Raw genomic sequence first — 18435 nt, 5'->3', positions numbered from 1 at the left:
AAGGGCAAATAATTATTTGCCCTTTTAACATCTTACTTAAAACACTCGGGAGCAGCAATTGAGTAAAAATACCAGTATAACTTTTGAACTATCTCCGGCCGATAATAATCGTCTGGCCAATTTGTGTGGCGCTATAGACGACAACCTTAAGACGATAGAACGTCGAATGGGCGTTGAGATCAGCTACAGAAGCCATGAGTTTAAAGTTACCGGTAAAAGTGTCAATGCAGAGGCTGTGAAGCAAGTTTTGATCAATCTTTACCTTGAAACTGAAACCGTTAAAGGTAAGTCAAACACCATTACCGCTAAAATGCTGCACTTAGCCATTGTAGAAGCTGGAGTGTTAGAAGCCACGCCAAGTAAGCTTGATGCTAAATACGACGATATGGTAACGATAAAAACCAAACGTGGCATGGTCAAGCCACGTAACGAAAGTCAGCAAAGTTATGTCCAAAATGTTATTACCAATGATATCAGCTTTGGTGTTGGTGTTGCCGGTACAGGTAAAACTTACCTAGCCGTGGCCTGTGCTGTCGATGCTTTAGAACGTCAAGAAGTCAGACGCATATTACTGACCCGTCCAGCCGTAGAAGCGGGTGAAAAGCTCGGATTTTTACCCGGTGATTTATCGCAAAAAGTCGACCCCTATCTACGTCCGTTATACGATGCGCTATTTGAAATGCTCGGTTTTGAAAAAGTTGAAAAGCTGATTGAGCGTAATGTCATCGAAGTGGCCCCATTGGCTTACATGCGCGGTAGAACATTAAACGATGCCTTTATTATTCTTGATGAAAGTCAAAATACTAGCGTAGAACAAATGAAAATGTTCTTAACCCGTATCGGCTTTAACTCACGCGCCGTGATCACAGGTGACATAACTCAGGTAGATTTACCACGCGGACAAAAATCTGGCTTACGCCATGCTATTGAAGTATTAGTGGATATACCCGGGGTTAGTTTTAACTTCTTTCAAGCAAAAGATGTGGTACGCCACCCTGTTGTCGGTCATATAGTTGAAGCTTATGAAGCGTTTGAGCAAAAAGAGCAAAGCTTAAAAGCAGAAAAACAACAAGCACGCGAACAACAGCAAAAAGCAGAAGCCTTAGCCGCTACAAGCGAAAGTAAACATGGCGAATAACGCGGCTAATATTATCGTCGATTTACAATTGGCTTGTGGTGATAAGGCGGTGCCTGAACTCAGTGATTTTCAATGTTGGACTGAGGCAGCGCTAGCGCCATATGAAAAATCATTTGAACTTACCATTAGATTGGTCAATAGTGATGAAAGCCGCCAGCTTAATCATCAATATCGAGGCAAAGACAAAGCCACCAATGTTTTATCATTTCCATTTGAAGTACCTGATGGCATTGAACTTGATTTATTAGGTGATCTGATTATTTGCGTTGATCTTGTTGAGCAAGAAGCCGCAGAACAACACAAATCTATCAATGCCCATTGGGCGCACATGGTTGTACATGGCTGCTTACATTTATTGGGTTTTGATCATATTGACGATGATGAAGCAGAAGAAATGGAAGCGCTTGAAACGAAAATAATTACCGGTTTGGGCATTGCTGCACCTTATGAAATTCAATAGCAGCCAATATTCAATCGTAAGCGGACTCATTGATGAATTCGCTTAGTATAAATATCAAAGCATTATTTGATCTCTCTCAATAAAATAGTTACTGAAGAGAATAAGCAACAATTTAGTACTTGAAATTAATTACGATCGGCTACAGACTAGTCGAATAATTAAATAGTACTAAATTCAACTAACAAGGAATTAAAAAGGCTCTATGAGCGACGACCAACCCCACTCTAGTAACGGTTCTTCAAATAAGTCAATCTTGACTAAAATTATACAAATATTTACCGGAGAACCGAGAAGCAAAGAGCAGCTAGTCAATGCATTAAATGATGCTGAAAACCATGAATTTATCAACCCTGAGATCAAGCAAATGATCGAAGGCGTACTCGAAGTATCTGATATGCGAGTACGTGATATTATGATCCCTCGGTCACAAATGATCACCTTAGATATTAATGATCCGTTAGAGAAATCACTCGCCATTATAGTGGATTCTGGACATTCAAGATTTCCCGTGATTAATGATGATATTGACGACGTTGAAGGCATCTTATTAGCGAAGGATTTACTCGCTCACGGCTTTAACCAATTCGATGAAGCATTCACCATTGCACAAATTATTCGTCCGGCCATTATTGTTCCTGAGAGTAAAAAAGTTGATCCACTTTTAAAAGAGTTTCGTCAACAGCGTTATCATATGGCGATTGTCGTTGATGAATACGGTGGCGTTTCAGGTGTGGTGACCATTGAGGATATTCTAGAGTTGATCGTCGGTGAAATTGAAGACGAAACCGATGATGCTATGGAAGAAGATATTAAATACCTTGCTGGCCAAGTTTATCAAGTGAAGTCACTTACCGACCTTAACGACTTTAATAATTACTTTAATTTTCAATTTAATGAACGTGATGCCGATACCATAGGGGGTATTGTTACCCAACACTTTGGTCATATGCCGAAAAAAGGTGAAAAAACCACCATCAATAAAGTTATATTCAAAGTCACCGCTGCCGATAACCGTCGTATTCAAACCTTGCAAATTACCGTACCAAAAGAGCATGTAATTGCAGGTAAAGTGGCCGATTAACACTTTATGCTAAATAAATACTTTAGACGAATTAACCACAAGATCATTAATAAAGACAATGGCCTCAGTTTTTTACTGGGGCTTGCATTAGTACTCTGCTATGCACCATTTTCTTATTATTGGCTAATGGCGATACTATTACCCACTTGGCTATATTCGCTACAAGGAAAATCAGCTAGATCGGCAGCCAAGCAAGGTTTTATTTTTGCCTTTGGTTGGTTTTCTGCTGGTATCAGTTGGGTACATGTCAGTATCGACCAGTTTGGTGGTTTACCGCTGATGGTGTCGATATTATTAATGGTGCTGCTGTGTGTATATTTAGCGTTATTTCTCGCCCTTGCCTGCTATTTGGCTGCGCGTTTTTCCTATCAACAAAAACTTAATCTTTGGCTTTTATTACCCTTTTGGCTACTTGCCGAGTTCTTACGTGGCATATTACTCACCGGCTTCCCTTGGTTAACTTTAGGTTATAGTCAGATTGACGGTCCTTTGGCTGTGTTTGCCCCTATCATGGGTGAGAAAGGTATCAGCGCCCTAGTGATCATCCTCAGCATTGGCATGGTTTATATTGTTAAACAGCGCAAACCTTGGCGACATATTGCCTTACTTGTCGCTATTAGTGTTACAAGCCTAGCCTTACAGAATAAAGTTTGGGTGTCAGCAACGGGTCAGTCTGTTAACACTGTGATGGTACAAGGCAATATAGAGCAAGCAGTGAAATGGTCGCCAGAGTTAACTTGGCCAACCATGTTAACCTACTTAGATCTAACCCGGAAAAATTATCCTGCTGATATTGTTATTTGGCCAGAATCAGCCATCACTGCAATCGAGCCAAGTGCCCAAGCGCAAGATTTCTTACAAATAGTACAAAAATCAGCCTTATTGAATAACAGCGCTATTATTTCCGGTATCATTGATTACAACATCAATAGCAGAAACTATTACAATAATTTAATCGTACTGGGTAAAGAATTACCGAGTGACAGTCAAGGAAGTTACCAATATAACAATCAGAATCGTTATGCTAAGCATCACTTACTGCCCATAGGTGAGTTTGTGCCCTTTGCTGATTGGTTAAGACCACTAGCAGCGATTTTTAATTTACCAATGTCGTCTTTTAGTCGTGGTGAATATGTGCAAAAAAACCTCGTTGCTAATGGTTATCACTTACTGCCACTGATCTGCTTTGAAGTCGCTTTTGCAGAGCAACTTAGCGCTAATTTTTCTAACCAAACTGATTTACTCTTAACCGTGAGTAATGATGCTTGGTTTGGTGATTCACATGGCCCACACCAACACTTAGAAATTGTTAGAATGCGTGCGCTAGAGTTTGGCCGACCTTTCTTGCGGGCAACCAACAATGGCATTACCGCTGTTATTGACCATCAAGGTCATATTGTTAAACAAATACCACAATTTGAACAAGCCGAACTGAGCAGTCAAGTAGCTTTAGTAACTGGACTAACACCTTATGCGCGCTATACGCGTGTTATCGACTTTGTTATTCCTTTATTACTTTTATTACTGGCGGTGATACGCCGTTTTCAATATAGAGCCAAATCATAAAAGCTTAACAGCCATGCTTGTAACACAAACTTTTATGACAACAAAAACTGTATTAATAAGCCCTACTACAAGCAAAAAAAGTTAATCGGTAATAGTGCTAGCGACTTAACACCTAGACTAAGGTTATGATTTTATCTTATTCTCCTTTCAGAGCCTTTAGGCATTTTGCTCATAAAAAGCTCTGCGTCCATAGATAAAACAGCTAAAGTTTTCATTATTTTTCATGTTAGTATTTAGTGATAATAAAAAGGTACATCAAGGAAATACAATGATTAAACTATCCACCTCAATAAAATCGGCAATACTCATCGCAACATTGAGCCCAAGCCTAGTATTTGCAAAAACTACGTTAATGACCAATGTTCAAGGCTATACCATAACGGGCAGCGAGCTAGAAAGCTTCGCTGCTATTGCCTTTACCGATGACAAAATCGATAAAATATATTCAGCAACAGACACACTGCCAAACACAAAAAATTTAACCGTTATTGATGGTAAAGGAAAAACCTTAATCCCAGGTTTGATTGATTCCCATGGTCACATTTTAAACTACGGTTTAAGCCTATTACGCGCAGATTTAGTCAACAGCGCTTCAGAGCAAGACGCCGTTAATAAGACCTTAGCATACGCCAAAGCCAACGCGGGACTGACATGGATACAAGGTCGCGGCTGGAACCAAACTCAATGGCCAAGCAATGCCTTCCCTAATGCAGAGAGTTTAGACCAGCACTTTATCGAGCAACCGGTTTGGCTTGAACGTGTTGATGGCCATGCCGGCTGGGCAAATTCAAAAGCGATGGCGCTGGCGGGCATCACAAAAGAGACCATATCACCAGAAGGTGGTGAGATTATTAAAGATAAGAATGGCCTACCTACGGGGGTTTTTATCGATAATGCCATGGCACTCATTAATGACAGTATTGCGCCTTTAACTATCAAGCAGCAAAAACAAGTGTTGGTCAAGGCGATGGACTCGCTTGCCAGTTATGGCCTTACTAGCGTACATGACGCTGGTATTGACACAGATAACCTTAATGCTTTTAAAGAACTCAGCCAAGAACAAGCGATGAGTATTCGCGTTAATGCTATGTTGTATTTACCGTCGGCTAAGTGGCAACAAACTTTAGCTAACGGTCAATATCGCAGCAAAGACGATATGTTAACCTTTAATAGCGTTAAAATTCAAACCGATGGTGCCTTAGGCAGTCGCGGGGCGGCATTAATTGAAGATTATTCTGACCACCCAGGTCATAAAGGCTTACTGCTAAATACCCCGCAAGAATTTGAACATTTAGTCAATACTTCAATGCGCCAAGGCTATCAAGTTAATAGTCATGCCATTGGTGATAATGCGAATAAACTGGTACTTGATACCTACGAAAAACAGATCAAAGCGACTAATACCAAAGCGTTACGTCACCGTGTTGAACACGCACAAGTATTACGCCTTGAAGATATACCGCGTTTTGCAGCACTAGATCTTATTGCTGCCATGCAAGCAACCCACGCGACCAGTGATAAAAACATGGCACAAGACCGACTTGGGCCAAACAGAATGTTAGGCGCCTATGCCTGGAGAAAGTTACTCGATGCTAAAGTAATGATTGCCGCTGGTTCAGATTTTCCAGTTGAATCACCCAATCCATTTTTTGGTCTACATGCCTCAATTACTCGTCAAGATCATACCAATAGTCCCGAAGGTGGTTGGTTTGCTGATCAGAAAATGACACCGCTAGAAGCTTTTAGAAGTTTTACCTTAGATGCTGCCTATTCTGGCCATCAAGAAAGCATCATTGGCAGCTTAGCCCAAGGGAAAAAAGCTGATTTTATTTTACTCGACAATAATTTATTTACCATGCCTGAGCAAAATATCTGGCAAATATCGGTGGATAAAACTTGGGTAAATGGCAAGTTGGTGTATGAAAAATAGTGATTATGATCGCAATAACAAACTTTATTAAGCAGTTTTGGCTGGGTATAACAATCGTGATCTTAGTACTAATAACGCTTGCTTCACTTTATCCTGCCCAGCATTTGCCCAGCGTACCTGGCAGTGATAAAACCCATCATTTCATTGCCTATTGCGCTTTAATGTTACCTACCGCACTACGTCGGCCTAAGTATTGGTTAGCCTTTGCCTTGTTATTCATTTCGTGGAGTGGCTTAATTGAATTGATTCAGCCACACGTTAATCGCTATGGTGAATGGTTAGATCTGGCGGCTAACACAGGTGGTGTGCTATTAGCGATAATTATTGCACAAGGGCTACATGGATTAATTGCGCTAAAAAAAACAATATAATCAGTAAGCTAACATAAGTAAACTAGCTTACTGATCACTGAAGTATTAATGCGTTTATTAATATAAAAAAAGCCCATATGGGCTTTTTTTATCATCATAATACTGGCTAGAGCATTATTTTTGATAAATCGTCGATTTATTACGGCCATTATCTTTAGATTGATATAAAGCATTATCGGCATGCTCAAGCCACTGTGTTTCTGAGCTATAGTTTGGTTGAACTTGTGCCACCCCTAAGCTAATCGTATATTGAACCTCAATGCCATTATAAATAACCACTGACTCTTCTACTGTTTTACGCAAGCGCTCAGCAAATATTAGCCCGCCTTCTGCATGAGTGTCCGCCAATAAAATAATAAACTCTTCACCGCCATAGCGGGCTGAAATATCAGTTTCTCGTACTTGTTCACGGATAAATTTAGCTAAATGGCGAATCACATCATCACCTACTAAATGGCCATAGTTATCGTTAACAGCCTTAAAGTGATCTATGTCTAACATAACTAAGCAACTAGCATGTTGGTTACGCGTATAGCGCTTAAACTCAGCAGCTATACATTGCTGCCAATGATTGCGATTAAATAATTGTGTCAGGCCATCGGTTCGACTCAAAATAGCTAAATCAGCGTTAGCTTTTTTTAACTGCTTTTTCTGAGTAGCATTATCAGTTACGTCGTAAACTAATAAACATAAATGAGAAATTTCACCCGTAGTCGACTTTAAAGGAATAAACGTTGTATTTTGGTACATAAACTCAGCGGTACCGGTAATAGGGCGATAATTGTTAAATTTGAAGACATAAGGGCGTTGCTCCCAAATAGTAAACGCTTTATTTTTTAATAAAAAAACTGATTCAGCTTTACGACGAAACCAATCTTGGGGTATTTCGTCAAAAAGGTCAAAGAGTAACTTACCTTTGACTTCACGCGGCAATAAGCCACTGTGGTTTTCCATAAAACCATTCCAAATTTGAATGGTGTAATCACGATCAAGTACCACCAGACCAACATCAATGGTATGAAGCACTTCCATCATCCAATGTAATTCGTTCAACTGTTCTGTTTGTAATGACATGATTAATCCAACAAGTAAGCTATTTTATGATTAAGTACGGCTAACGATTGTTCAGTAAAGAGCAGCAGTAGATCGAATTTAATAGGGTAGTTTTCGATACTATAACTAATTTCAATCGCGAGCGTTTTCTTCCATTTATTAGTATTTATCGCAATTAATTCAGAAATTTTCCTATGTTGACCTAACACGACCGGATGGCCCTGACTAAAGGACATATCAAGCTGTTCTGCAATACCAGTTAAACACGCACCAATAAGTACATTAGCCATGTCCATTAACAACTCTAACTCAACATTGTTATCAAATTTTTGTTCATATTTCATCAAGGAGGCAATGTCTTTAAAGCTTGAGTCATTGAGAATTAAAAGTGCTTCGCCTGAGATACCAGCACCAATAAAACCTTGACAGATACCTGAGGTTTCATCTTTGTTCTCAACGTCCGAAAGCGCCATGGTTAACTCGCTGACTTCAATTAAATTAACATTAGGAATGGGTAAAACAACAACAACGTCCAGTAGACGAGCGAGTAAATCACCTGCCTGCCCCATAGCTACATTGGTAATTTCTTTATAACAATCAATCATTTCACTATCAATTTTGATAATTGATTGTTGTGCTGCTGCCACAGCAGGCTTTATCACTGATGCGCTTTTTATCGGGCCTGTTGATTGATTTATCAGTTTAGCTGCTTCATTTTCAGCAATAATGAGGTCTTCTTTACTGAAAACCCCAAAAGCACTCAATACTTCAGTGAGTTTGCTTTTATCAACCGGTTTTTTAATGAAATCTAATGCACCTAAACCTTTCACTCTTTGATGTGCTTCAGGTTGAATATCACCTGATATAACAATGGTAAGGGTTGGCAGGTCTTGTTTCAATATGGTTTCTAGTACTTGATAGCCGTCCATTTTTGGCATATTCAAATCAAGTAATAAGATATCACCTTTACCTGACTTAATTGCCGCTATGGCTTCAACACCATTAGTGGCAAATGTTACATCAACATCCCAGCCATCAGGAAGTGAGCGCGCAACTTGTTTTCGCGCCATAGTAGAGTCATCACAAATAAGTAAAGAAGTTGGCATAACAGAAAGACCCTAGGTTGGGATAGCAAAAGATAACTCAAGTGACATTTTCAGCAAGATATATTCAGTAATAAAGACTAGGATATACTCATGCTATGAAATTTAGTGGTAGTTTTTTAAAATAAAACACGATTAATTCGCATTTTTTTCTACACTTTTTTCTACACTTTTTTCTTACAAAAAGGTAAGCTTGGGCTCTAGTTTACCTTAAGTAAATATCGAAATTATGAATATTTTTAAATTAACCGCAATTGCCTTACTTAGCTCAGTATTTTTCTCTTCAGCCAGCGCTGATATTTCTGTACCTGAACTGACAGAAACTACCAATTTAGTCATGGCAGGTAATAAGTACGTTACCTTACTTGGCAATCAAGTAAAAGTAGGAGATCAAGCACCTGACTTTAAGGTAGTAACTCAGTCATTTTCACCCGTTACCTTGGCTGAATTTAAGCATAAACCTGTGTTAATTTCAGTTGTACCGAGTTTAGATACCGGTGTGTGTTCTATTCAGACTAAGCGTTTTAATGATGAAGTAGCAAATTTACCCGAAAACGTGGTTATGTTAACCATTAGCAATGATTTACCTTTTGCTCAAAAACGTTTTTGTAAAACTGAAAAAGTGCAAAATATCAAAGTGTTATCTGATGCTGTTTGGCGAAATTTCGGTCATAATTATGGTTTGCTTATTAAAGATATGGGCTTGTTAACACGCGCCATTTTCATTATTGATGTTGACGGAAAAATTGCTTACAAAGAATTAGTGGGTAATATTTCTCAACACCCAGATTACGACACGGCGTTAACCAAATTAAGGTCAATGAGTCAAACAGTTCAACCAGAAAAAACGACAACAAGTGAGCATTCTGGCTAGCACTTTTCAAACGATAGTATGATGAGAGACAATAGAAAACATTAGCTCTCATCAACTCACAACAGTAAAATAAAAAATTATATTACATAAAAATCAATGGCATAAACACAAAAAAAAACAATAAATCAACTATATACCTTCCTTGCTCTTGAAATTAAATACATTAATCCCATCTCTAATAGTGTAGTCGCCGATAGGGTCTACATTAACCGCCTGTTCAATATTGAAAGGCACAATTAAACTCTGTAAACATTTAATTTCAGTTGTCATAATTCGCAGCTTTAGCTGGTTTTAGCATCAGAAATATATTTACAGAGACAACATATTGCTAAACTTAAATAGGATATGAATTATGCGTACAGCGACAGATTTCAGCCCACTTTACCGCTCATTTATCGGATTCGATCACTTAGCCGGATTAATTGACAAAGCATCAAGGGCAGATAAACAACCTTCTTACCCTCCTTATAACGTAGAGTTACTGGCGGAAGATCAATACCGTATCACCATGGCAATTGCTGGCTTTGCCGAACAAGAACTAGATATTGAATCAAAGCAAGACACACTCATAGTTACGGGTACAAAAAGCGCTAGCGACAATAATAAAGAGCGAAAATTTTTGCATCAAGGCATTGCTGATCGCAACTTTGAACGTAAGTTTCAATTAGGCGAGCATGTTAAAGTCATTGGTGCGTTTATAGAACATGGCTTACTGTCTATAGATTTAGAACGAGAGATACCCGAAGCGCTAAAGCCAAGAAAAATTGCGATCAACGGCAAAAGCTTATTACAACAACGTAATGCCAATGTAATAGAAAAAAATTAATCCCTTTGTTTAAATAGTTTCTCCCTGTTGTTTTGCCCAGTCTGTGACTGGGCTTTTTTATCAATAAAATACGGTTAATAAACAAGACTCAGCACTAAGGTCATGGCTATTTTATTATCACTAAAGCGATATTAATATAATCCGCGCTAACGATTAAATTTATTGTGATACTGAACAATTTACTTTCCAGTATCACAATAAAGACAAGTTAAGGGCTAGGGTTGTTATTTCGCCATAACATCAAGTAGCGCATATACCGTAGCTTCAACACCTGATTTAATCGCGGGCTCAGGGGTTATTTTAAATTGCGGGCTATGATGACTTGGCACAGCCGCGCCACCGGCTTGTGCACGCTCAAAATCAGCTTTTGGCGTGCCGCCTACTTTAAAATAAACGCTAGGAATATAAGGCTGTGTGGTAAAAAAGCCAAAATCTTCTGCGCCCATACCCGTTTCTGCCGGTTCTAATAGCGCGTCAGCACCCATTTTTTCACTTAATACGTTTTTCAAACGCTTAGCCAATTTTTTATCATTAAAGGTCGGTGGGTAAGCGAATTCACTGACCACAACTTCCGGTAATTTGTCTTCTGGTATACCTGCAGTGCGTGCTGTACCAATAGCAACACGCTTAATGGCTGATAGTAACTGCTCACGTACCTCTGGAGTTAAACTGCGTACCGTTAACTGCAGCTTAGCTTCATCTGAAATAATATTATGCTTAGTACCAGCATGAAATGAACCTACTGTGATAACACCCGCATAACGAGGTGCCAACTCACGACTAATAATCGTTTGTAAGTTGTTCACAATTTGCGCACCGATCACGACAGGATCTTTACCTTGATGTGGTGAAGCACCATGAGCACCAATACCATGTACCCTAATATCAACCGTATCCGCACCGGCATAAGGTGAGCCTTCGTCTACAATTACCTTACCGGCTTCTGAATTAGCAGTAACATGAAAAGCAAAAGCATAATCAGGTTGACCAAAACGCTGCCATAAATCATCTGCCATCATCGCAGACGCTCCTGGACCCTTTTCTTCTGCGGGTTGCCCTATAAGCATTAAAGTGCCTGACCATTTATCTTTATTTTCAGCCATATAGCGGCCAGTTCCCACTAGGCTCGTCATATGAACATCATGACCACAAGCGTGCATAACACCAACAGTTTCGTCATTCCAATTCTGCATTTTAACGGTTGAGGCATTAGCTAAGCCTGACTGCTCAACTACGGGTAAACCGTCCATATCGGCTCGTACCATGACCATTGGGCCTTCGCCATTTTTCATTATCGCGACAATACCTGTGCCACCAACACCTTGAGTAACCTCATAACCAACAGCACTCAATTCTTGCGCTAAACGTTTTGCTGTTTTAGTTTCCATTAATGACAATTCAGGATTACGATGAAAATGATCCCATAAGGGTGCTAAGTGCTGTTGATAATCTTTTGCAATATCGTTAGCCGTGTCTTGTTCAAAGGCTAAAACGTTAGTCGTCGCAAAAGACGAGATTGTTAGTGCTGACGCAATTAAAATTGCTAGTGTTTTACGCTTCATTTTCAACTCCATAGATTGTCCAAATGTCATCCCATTTTTATAACGAATCACTTTAAAACCTTGGTGACTTTATTGTTATAGCCAACGGAGTGGGTATGTAACTTACTGTACCTAGGCTAATTATCAATGTCTTGCTGTTTTCGCTAATCTGCCTAGATTCAACGACAGTTGACCTTAATTTATAGTCATTTATGTCTAATTATTATCTTATTCTTGTTGGTAATTAAAGCAATAGCTGGCTGTACAAAGCTCAGTCATATCGAGTCTTTAACCACCCTTTCGCTTAACGAATATGCGCTTAATAACACATTTGTTTACTTCTTGATTTATGAGCCTCGGGGATAAGATTTTTTTAACAACAACTAAAGCTTAATTAACCGACAAAAACTTAACCTAACACCAGAAGAAATAATCTACTTTTTTATGAAAAAAATTACTGATATTAAATTTTTATTGTGCTCAATATTGTGCTGAAATTTAAATTCAGTTTTACTCATGCGGCCAGCAATATTGAGTTATCATTGCATAAACGGCAAATCAATATTGCCTGCTGGTACAAGGGTAAATAACTCAACAGCAGTTCAGGTGCTATCGCCGGCTGTTTTGTACAACAAAGACACATTGAAAATACCCAAGTTAACCGCTATGCGGGTTAAGTGTTAGCACTAATGGGCGCACACCTAATGTTATTTGTGTTGCGCCCGTGTCGTTAATTTATTTGAATCACGACCTGACTCACGCAATCATAATATTTATCAGGGTAAGTCGATTAACATTGCTTTGTCTGATCGGGGCTGGTTGGCATTAGCCGCTGTTGGTATTGAAGCAGAGATTAAACAGCATGCCATTGATGGTACGATTACCGAACAAGCATATGGTCAAAAGACCAAACTATTTGGTCAGTTTCTCGTTCGGGTATTAATGAGCAGCTACTTGATTTAGCTGAACAAGAGATTATGCAGAAAATAATGCAAATTTCCAATATCGAAAAATGTTGGCAACCCGACTTTGTTTATGAAAAATTGTGGCAATTAGCCCAAGCGCATTTGGCGTTGGCAATACTGATTTAGTTACCCAGAAAAATTTAACCGATTACGGTAAAGGCAAAAGCAAAAGCAGGCTCGACAATGGCAATGCTAATAATGCCAATGCAAAGAAAAAAGCCGCTAGCGAAAACAAGATAACTGGCGGTCCTTTTCATCATTAACCCCTGATGTTGGGTATAATTATCAGGCACTGAAAACGATAATAATCAGGGGTTAGCTTCTTAAAATAGCCGTTAAAGGTGAGATTTATCCTTAAGCCGCTTGAAATTCGTAGCCATTTATAACTCACCGCGATAATGCAGCTTAAATTCATTAGTTAACTCAGCTGCTTTTAATTATAGACAATAACTAATGCGTTAAAACAAACAACAATTCTGCTAAATCAGGTTGCCATTGAAAGTCTTTTAATTTGATGCGCGCCCCTATAACCAGTACTTGCTCAGCTTGCAGTAAGTCATGTTGTCGAGCAAAATTATCGCTACCGGCTGCAAATGAAATTCTACCTTGAGCATTAATCACCCGATACCAAGGCACGGTTTGCCCATGCCAGCCGTTAGTCGGCACAGCAGCTAACGCTTTGCCTACTAAACGAGCGCGGCCAGGTAAACCTGCTAGATCAGCAATTTGGCCATAGCAGGCGACTTTCCCCGCAGGAATAGCCAGAACAGTTTGCCAAATTTTTATATGCTTGCTACTAAACGGTTTACCAACATTTGAGCTTATATTGCGCTTAATTACCAAGGCAAAACATTGCCATTGGAGTGTTTAAAAACACCACTTTGTGCCAAGGTTAATTGATTAATTAATTCAACTAGCTTTTTAGCCGCATCACTCGCGCTAATATCACCACCATAATTAACCATCTCTGTTTGGACATAACCAGGGTGATAGATACCAACAGCCACTTCATTACTGGCAAGGTCATGACTCAACGACATGGCTGCCGCATTTAAAGCCGCCTTTGACATTCTGTAACCATAACGACCACCTGAGTCATTATCGGCAATAGAGCCCATTCTTGAGGTGATAAGTGCTACTTTTGCTCCTTGGTTAAGCTGCTTTTGCAAACTAGCAACCACTCTTAGCGGTGCTAATGCATTGACTTCGAACTGCTCTCGTATCGTGTTTAGATCGAGATTGGCTAAACTTTCATCCCTTAAAATACCCGCATTACACACCAATACATCAATGTCGATATGCTTTAATCCAGAGACCATATTTACTATACCCAAATCACTTGTTACATCGATATCTTCGATGATATTGACATCAAGCGCGGTTAACTCAACTGAAGTTTTTCGACACAGCGCAAAAACATGATCTCCTTGTGCCTTAAAGTGCATACACATGGCTAAACCTATGCCTCTATTCGCACCTGTAATCACAATATTATTGTTCATTGACTATCCTTATATGTAAACGTTTTAATTGATATTAAATCATTAAAACTAAAAAACCACTTCAGTGAAGTGGTTTATAATATGTTATCAAGCTGATTGGCTAAGCGTTAGACTTATTGACTAAGCAGTGAGCTTATTCGCCACACTTGCCTTCTTTAGCTTTTGTGGCTTTACCTTCACCACATTTGCCTTCGCCACATTTACCTTTGGCTTGGGTCTTCATTTTACTTTCGCCACACTTGCCTTCAGTTTTAGCTTTGCCTTCGCCACACTTACCTTCGGTTTTAGCTTTGCCTTCACCACACTTGCCTTCAGTTTTAGCTTTGGCTTTACCTTCACCACATTTGCCTTCGCCGCACTTACCATTCTCGTGACCGTCAGCCGACACTATAGTCATGACATTTTGCACAGCAAATGGGTTAGTTTCTGCTTGCACTGGCATTGTTGCCGCAACAGTTAATACAAATAAGCCTAATAAAGCCGCAATTGAAGATTTTTTAATTAATTTCATTATATTTTCCTTTTAATTTTTTATTTAGGTACTACATCTACTAGGGATAACTATTAACAAAGACCATACTGGATATAAATAAATTTCAAGTGCTGTAAATTTTTTATATAAATTTAAAGAAATTTTGTACCTACAACACCGTCAGATTAGCTTTGTCTACATGAAACCACAAGTAAAAAAACTCACCTATTTAAGTTCTGCATTAACCACTTTTGGTAGCAAAATGTAGTTAACATGATCAATTATCATTCTCTTTTTGTCAAAAAAATCACATAAACATAGACTAAGCTCATTTAACTTTACTACCGCCACTTAATTTTTTATCACAAAACCACATTAGCTCTGAATAATTTTCCGGTGGAACCCTAAGTTTTTTGAGAAATTTTTAACACTAAAAAATAGAAGATAAATAAGTAGCCTGCTATTTATTTTTAGTTGTTATGGTGCGCTTAATGTTATTATTGCCTGATGATTACCCTTGGGTAAATCAACATTAATGGCAGCTAAAGTGCGTTGCCTGTTGAGAACACAGCTTGCTCTTAGCATAAGGTATTTAATAAAACACCATTGAATAACGTCTACCGCCTCAAATATTACAGCTAATAACGTATGCATACCCCAATAGAAAGCAAAGTAAAAAAAATAATCCTAGCACCTATGGAAGGTGTTGCCGATGAGTTAATGCGTAAGACACTAACATCTCTGAATAATTATGATTTTTGTATAACAGAATTTATTCGTATTGTTGACGCCTTAATGCCTGAGCATGTTTTTAGAAGAATGTGTCCTGAACTAGAGAATGGCTGCAAAACTCAAAGTGGTACACCTTTGAGAATTCAGTTACTCGGCCAAGAGCCAAATTGGATGGCTGAAAATGCGGTCAGGGCATTAGACATGGGCTCATATGGTATTGATGTTAATTTTGGTTGCCCAGCTAAAACCGTTAACAAAAGCAAAGGCGGCGCTGTTTTGCTGAACGAGCCAGAAAAAATCTACCAAATAATGGCTAAAATGAGAGCTGCCATTGGCCTTGATGCAACTTTATCAGCGAAAATTAGGCTAGGCTTTAACGATGCTTCAAAGCTAGATGAAATTGTTAGTGCTATCGAGTCAGCTCAAGTTGACCAATTAACCATTCATGCTCGCACCAAGCAAGATGGCTACCGACCTCCTGCTTACTGGCACTTTATTGGCCAAATAAGACAAAAATACGCTATTGAGATATTTGCTAACGGTGAAATTTGGAGTCAAAGTGACGCGGCTAACTGTATAACTCAAAGCCAAACACCCAACCTAATGCTGGGGCGTGGCGCATTAGCCCTACCCAACTTAGCCAATGTGATTAAGTTTGATGAAAAACCTATGCCTTGGTCTGAACTAAGCTTGTTGTTAATAAGTAATAGTGAATTTGACTTAAAAGGTAATAAAAGCTTTTATTTTTCCAGTCGTTTAAAACAATGGTTGCGTTATTTAAAGTTACAATACCCACAAGCAGATACCTTATTTAACAATATCAAAAGATTAAAAGATAAAGATGAAATTCTGCATCAAATAGATATCGCCGCATCGATATAGAAAATCAATCGAACGTACTAAACTAAACCCGTCGCCTTATCAACATTAGCTATAATGTTGATAAAACTATTATTAAACTAACGCAGATTTTTATCATGCAACAAGGTAAGATAATTATTATTAAAGAGCATTAATTTACCTTAAATAAGAAGTAACGATAGTGAAGAACGGTTCAGAGTTAAGAGCACGATATAACGACGTAAATCGTGGTGTCTACTTTATTGGCACAACCCCGCCTAAAAGTGATACACCCATTGAGCAAGTATCAACCATTGCCGATAAATTACTTGAGCGTGTAAGCGACATCGACTTTGACGGTTTAATTGTTTATGACATTCAAAATGAGGATTCACGGACCTCAAAACCACGGCCTTTTCCTTTTAAGTCGACACATGATCCTCGGCTTTACTCTTCACTTTTACAGCAAAAGTCAAACCGGCCGGTAATTACTTACAAGAGTGTCGTGCAATCAAACGGAGATGCTTTTAATCAGTGGGCTAATGAAGCGTGGCATGAATATGGTATTCGCGATATTGTGTTGGTTGGAAGCCCTTCACGGCAAAATAATATTAGTCTACCTTTAGGCGAAGCCTATAAAACCTTAGTAAACAATGAAAACAACTTTTTTATTGGCGGTATTACTATTGCTGAGCGCCATGCAAATAAAGGCAACGAACATGTTAAATTAATTGAAAAACACCAGCAAGGTTGCAATTTTTTTATCTCGCAAGCCATTTACAATGCCCAAGCAACCATTGATATGTTAACGCGCTATGCCATTGAATGTCAGCAACAAGGTATAAAGCCACAACGTATTATTTTAACTTTCTCTCCTTGTGGCAGTAAAAAAACCTTAGCGTTTATTGAATGGTTAGGTGTCAGTGTTCCTGAAGCAACAAGTTTACGCATTTTAAATGCTGAGCGCCCCTTATACGAATCAATTAGAATTTGCAGCAATACCTTAGTTCAGATACTTGATGCAGTATTACCCTACAAAGTACCTTTAGGGCTTAATATTGAGAGTTTAACCAACCGTAAAGAAGAAATTGACGGTTCAATATTACTTTATAAACTCTTGCGTTCAACCATGGATAATTATTTAGCTAAACAAGAGCTCAGTGGACTTTTTACTGATTAATTAAGCATTTTTCTCATCGTTATACGCTATGCTTAAATGAAATATTAGTTATTTCAATTATAAGGTAAAGGAGACTTAAACATGTCAGGTACAGCAATGGTTGTGTTAATTGTATTTATTTCAGTTGGCTTTGGGGTGATATTCGACATGTACAAAAAGCATTTAGAATTTAAAACCAAAACCTTAGACCACAACAGCCAAAGTAATGAACAAGCTGTAGCGATGACAAAACAAGTACAAGCACTTGAAGAACGTATGCAAGTTTTAGAAAAAATTGTCACTGATGAAGGCTATAGCGTACAAAAAGAGATTAATAAACTCTAAGCTACAAACTTTTGCTATTGATAATTATGAGGGTGGTGATCATTATAGTCATGACCAAAAGGATCAAGTGTTAATATGAAATTAATCATGAGAACCGAATTTGAAAACTTAAAAAAAAATCCACTTCATGGTTATCAAAGTGATGTGAATGGCGAAAAGCAGGTCGTAAAATTATATCGAAATGAACAACTTATTGCGAAAAAGATCACGCTAAAAAAGTCTATTCGATATTTTGCTGTTGATGGCTATCAGCAATTTCTCACTGATGAAACTTAGTAAACACAACTACGACTAACTATCTGTTCAGATAAACGTCTGATCAGATAAATACCTAATAAATAAATACACCGCCTGCATCACTATATTGCAATGTACTTAACTTATCGTGTTTGGTGCTTATTTGGTATTACCACACCAAAACCACTAAATAAGGGTAGGTTTTAGCGCTTCAATAGCGAGGTAGAGTTGATAAATTCT

Annotated in this window: 20 protein-coding genes; 14 read left to right on the top strand and 6 right to left on the bottom strand. The window is 38.6% G+C overall.

The window, feature by feature from the left end; genetic code table 11:
• Window positions 1–58 precede the first annotated feature (58 nt).
• From H4J54_RS07600 to H4J54_RS07575, 6 genes are all read left to right on the top strand, one after another.
• Window positions 59–1138: a PhoH family protein gene (locus H4J54_RS07600; RefSeq protein ID WP_182190290.1), complete on the top strand. Its 1080-nt coding sequence runs from the start codon at window positions 59–61 to the stop codon at window positions 1136–1138.
• Complete coding sequence (ybeY, locus tag H4J54_RS07595; RefSeq protein WP_182190289.1) at window positions 1128–1598, top strand: rRNA maturation RNase YbeY; 471 nt, start codon at window positions 1128–1130, stop codon at window positions 1596–1598. Before H4J54_RS07600 ends, ybeY begins: the two co-directional genes overlap by 11 nt.
• A gap of 202 nt (window positions 1599–1800) precedes the next feature.
• Complete coding sequence (locus H4J54_RS07590) at window positions 1801–2679, top strand: HlyC/CorC family transporter (protein ID WP_182190288.1); 879 nt, start codon at window positions 1801–1803, stop codon at window positions 2677–2679.
• Between the two features lie 6 nt (window positions 2680–2685).
• A complete protein-coding gene (lnt, locus tag H4J54_RS07585) occupies window positions 2686–4245 on the top strand; it encodes an apolipoprotein N-acyltransferase (protein WP_182190287.1) in 1560 nt (519 codons plus the stop codon).
• 268 nt (window positions 4246–4513) lie between these two features.
• A complete protein-coding gene (locus H4J54_RS07580) occupies window positions 4514–6175 on the top strand; it encodes an amidohydrolase (RefSeq protein WP_182190286.1) in 1662 nt (553 codons plus the stop codon).
• Between the two features lie 5 nt (window positions 6176–6180).
• Window positions 6181–6546 carry a VanZ family protein gene (locus tag H4J54_RS07575; RefSeq protein WP_182190285.1) on the top strand — a complete coding sequence of 122 codons (366 nt, stop codon included), beginning with the start codon at window positions 6181–6183 and terminating at the stop codon, window positions 6544–6546.
• 114 nt (window positions 6547–6660) lie between these two features.
• On the opposite strand, the gene H4J54_RS07570 is transcribed toward H4J54_RS07575, so the two are convergent.
• Both H4J54_RS07570 and H4J54_RS07565 read right to left on the bottom strand, forming a co-directional pair.
• Window positions 6661–7620 (bottom strand): GGDEF domain-containing protein, encoded by a 960-nt coding sequence (locus H4J54_RS07570; RefSeq protein ID WP_182190284.1) that lies wholly within the window; start codon window positions 7618–7620, stop codon window positions 6661–6663.
• Between the two features lie 2 nt (window positions 7621–7622).
• Window positions 7623–8705, bottom strand: a complete 1083-nt coding sequence (locus H4J54_RS07565) for a response regulator (protein ID WP_182190283.1) — start codon at window positions 8703–8705, stop codon at window positions 7623–7625.
• A gap of 226 nt (window positions 8706–8931) precedes the next feature.
• Here H4J54_RS07565 and tpx point away from each other — a divergent pair, with 226 nt between their 5' ends.
• Window positions 8932–9576, top strand: a complete 645-nt coding sequence (tpx, locus tag H4J54_RS07560) for a thiol peroxidase (RefSeq protein ID WP_182190282.1) — start codon at window positions 8932–8934, stop codon at window positions 9574–9576.
• A gap of 352 nt (window positions 9577–9928) precedes the next feature.
• Window positions 9929–10402: an Hsp20 family protein gene (locus H4J54_RS07555; protein WP_182190281.1), complete on the top strand. Its 474-nt coding sequence runs from the start codon at window positions 9929–9931 to the stop codon at window positions 10400–10402.
• 224 nt (window positions 10403–10626) lie between these two features.
• On the opposite strand, the gene H4J54_RS07550 is transcribed toward H4J54_RS07555, so the two are convergent.
• Window positions 10627–11964 (bottom strand): amidohydrolase, encoded by a 1338-nt coding sequence (locus tag H4J54_RS07550; RefSeq protein ID WP_182190280.1) that lies wholly within the window; start codon window positions 11962–11964, stop codon window positions 10627–10629.
• A 780-nt stretch (window positions 11965–12744) separates the two neighbouring features.
• Between H4J54_RS07550 and H4J54_RS07545 the strand changes: the two genes are divergently transcribed.
• Both H4J54_RS07545 and H4J54_RS07540 read left to right on the top strand, forming a co-directional pair.
• Window positions 12745–12906 (top strand): hypothetical protein, encoded by a 162-nt coding sequence (locus H4J54_RS07545; protein WP_182190279.1) that lies wholly within the window; start codon window positions 12745–12747, stop codon window positions 12904–12906.
• 82 nt (window positions 12907–12988) lie between these two features.
• Window positions 12989–13171, top strand: coding sequence for a hypothetical protein (locus H4J54_RS07540; RefSeq protein ID WP_182190278.1), 183 nt, complete (start codon window positions 12989–12991; stop codon window positions 13169–13171).
• A gap of 187 nt (window positions 13172–13358) precedes the next feature.
• Here the strand turns inward: H4J54_RS07540 and H4J54_RS07535 are convergent, their stop codons facing one another.
• From H4J54_RS07535 to H4J54_RS07525, 3 genes are all read right to left on the bottom strand, one after another.
• Window positions 13359–13751 (bottom strand): MGMT family protein, encoded by a 393-nt coding sequence (locus tag H4J54_RS07535; protein WP_220464325.1) that lies wholly within the window; start codon window positions 13749–13751, stop codon window positions 13359–13361.
• Window positions 13745–14410, bottom strand: a complete 666-nt coding sequence (locus tag H4J54_RS07530) for an SDR family oxidoreductase (protein WP_182190277.1) — start codon at window positions 14408–14410, stop codon at window positions 13745–13747. The genes H4J54_RS07535 and H4J54_RS07530 overlap by 7 nt, the downstream gene beginning before the upstream one ends.
• Window positions 14411–14543: 133 nt before the next feature.
• Window positions 14544–14921: a hypothetical protein gene (locus H4J54_RS07525; protein ID WP_182190276.1), complete on the bottom strand. Its 378-nt coding sequence runs from the start codon at window positions 14919–14921 to the stop codon at window positions 14544–14546.
• 609 nt (window positions 14922–15530) lie between these two features.
• Between H4J54_RS07525 and H4J54_RS07520 the strand changes: the two genes are divergently transcribed.
• The 4 genes from H4J54_RS07520 to H4J54_RS07505 all read left to right on the top strand — a co-directional run bounded on the left by H4J54_RS07520 (window position 15531) and on the right by H4J54_RS07505 (window position 18234).
• A complete protein-coding gene (locus H4J54_RS07520; protein WP_182190275.1) occupies window positions 15531–16496 on the top strand; it encodes a tRNA-dihydrouridine synthase in 966 nt (321 codons plus the stop codon).
• Between the two features lie 160 nt (window positions 16497–16656).
• Window positions 16657–17634: a methylenetetrahydrofolate reductase gene (locus H4J54_RS07515; protein ID WP_182185054.1), complete on the top strand. Its 978-nt coding sequence runs from the start codon at window positions 16657–16659 to the stop codon at window positions 17632–17634.
• 81 nt (window positions 17635–17715) lie between these two features.
• Window positions 17716–17958, top strand: a complete 243-nt coding sequence (locus H4J54_RS07510) for a hypothetical protein (RefSeq protein WP_182185053.1) — start codon at window positions 17716–17718, stop codon at window positions 17956–17958.
• Window positions 17959–18033: 75 nt separating this feature from the next.
• The gene (locus H4J54_RS07505) at window positions 18034–18234 is read left to right on the top strand and encodes a hypothetical protein (protein WP_182190274.1); all 201 of its coding nucleotides are present in this window, start codon (window positions 18034–18036) and stop codon (window positions 18232–18234) included.
• The last annotated feature ends 201 nt before the right edge of the window (window positions 18235–18435 follow it).

The sequence above is a fragment of the Colwellia sp. MB3u-8 genome (assembly GCF_014076985.1).
Taxonomy (GTDB): Bacteria; Pseudomonadota; Gammaproteobacteria; order Enterobacterales; family Alteromonadaceae; genus Cognaticolwellia.
Note: the sequence above shows the minus strand (reverse complement) of the source record. Positions and strands in the feature narration are given on the sequence as shown.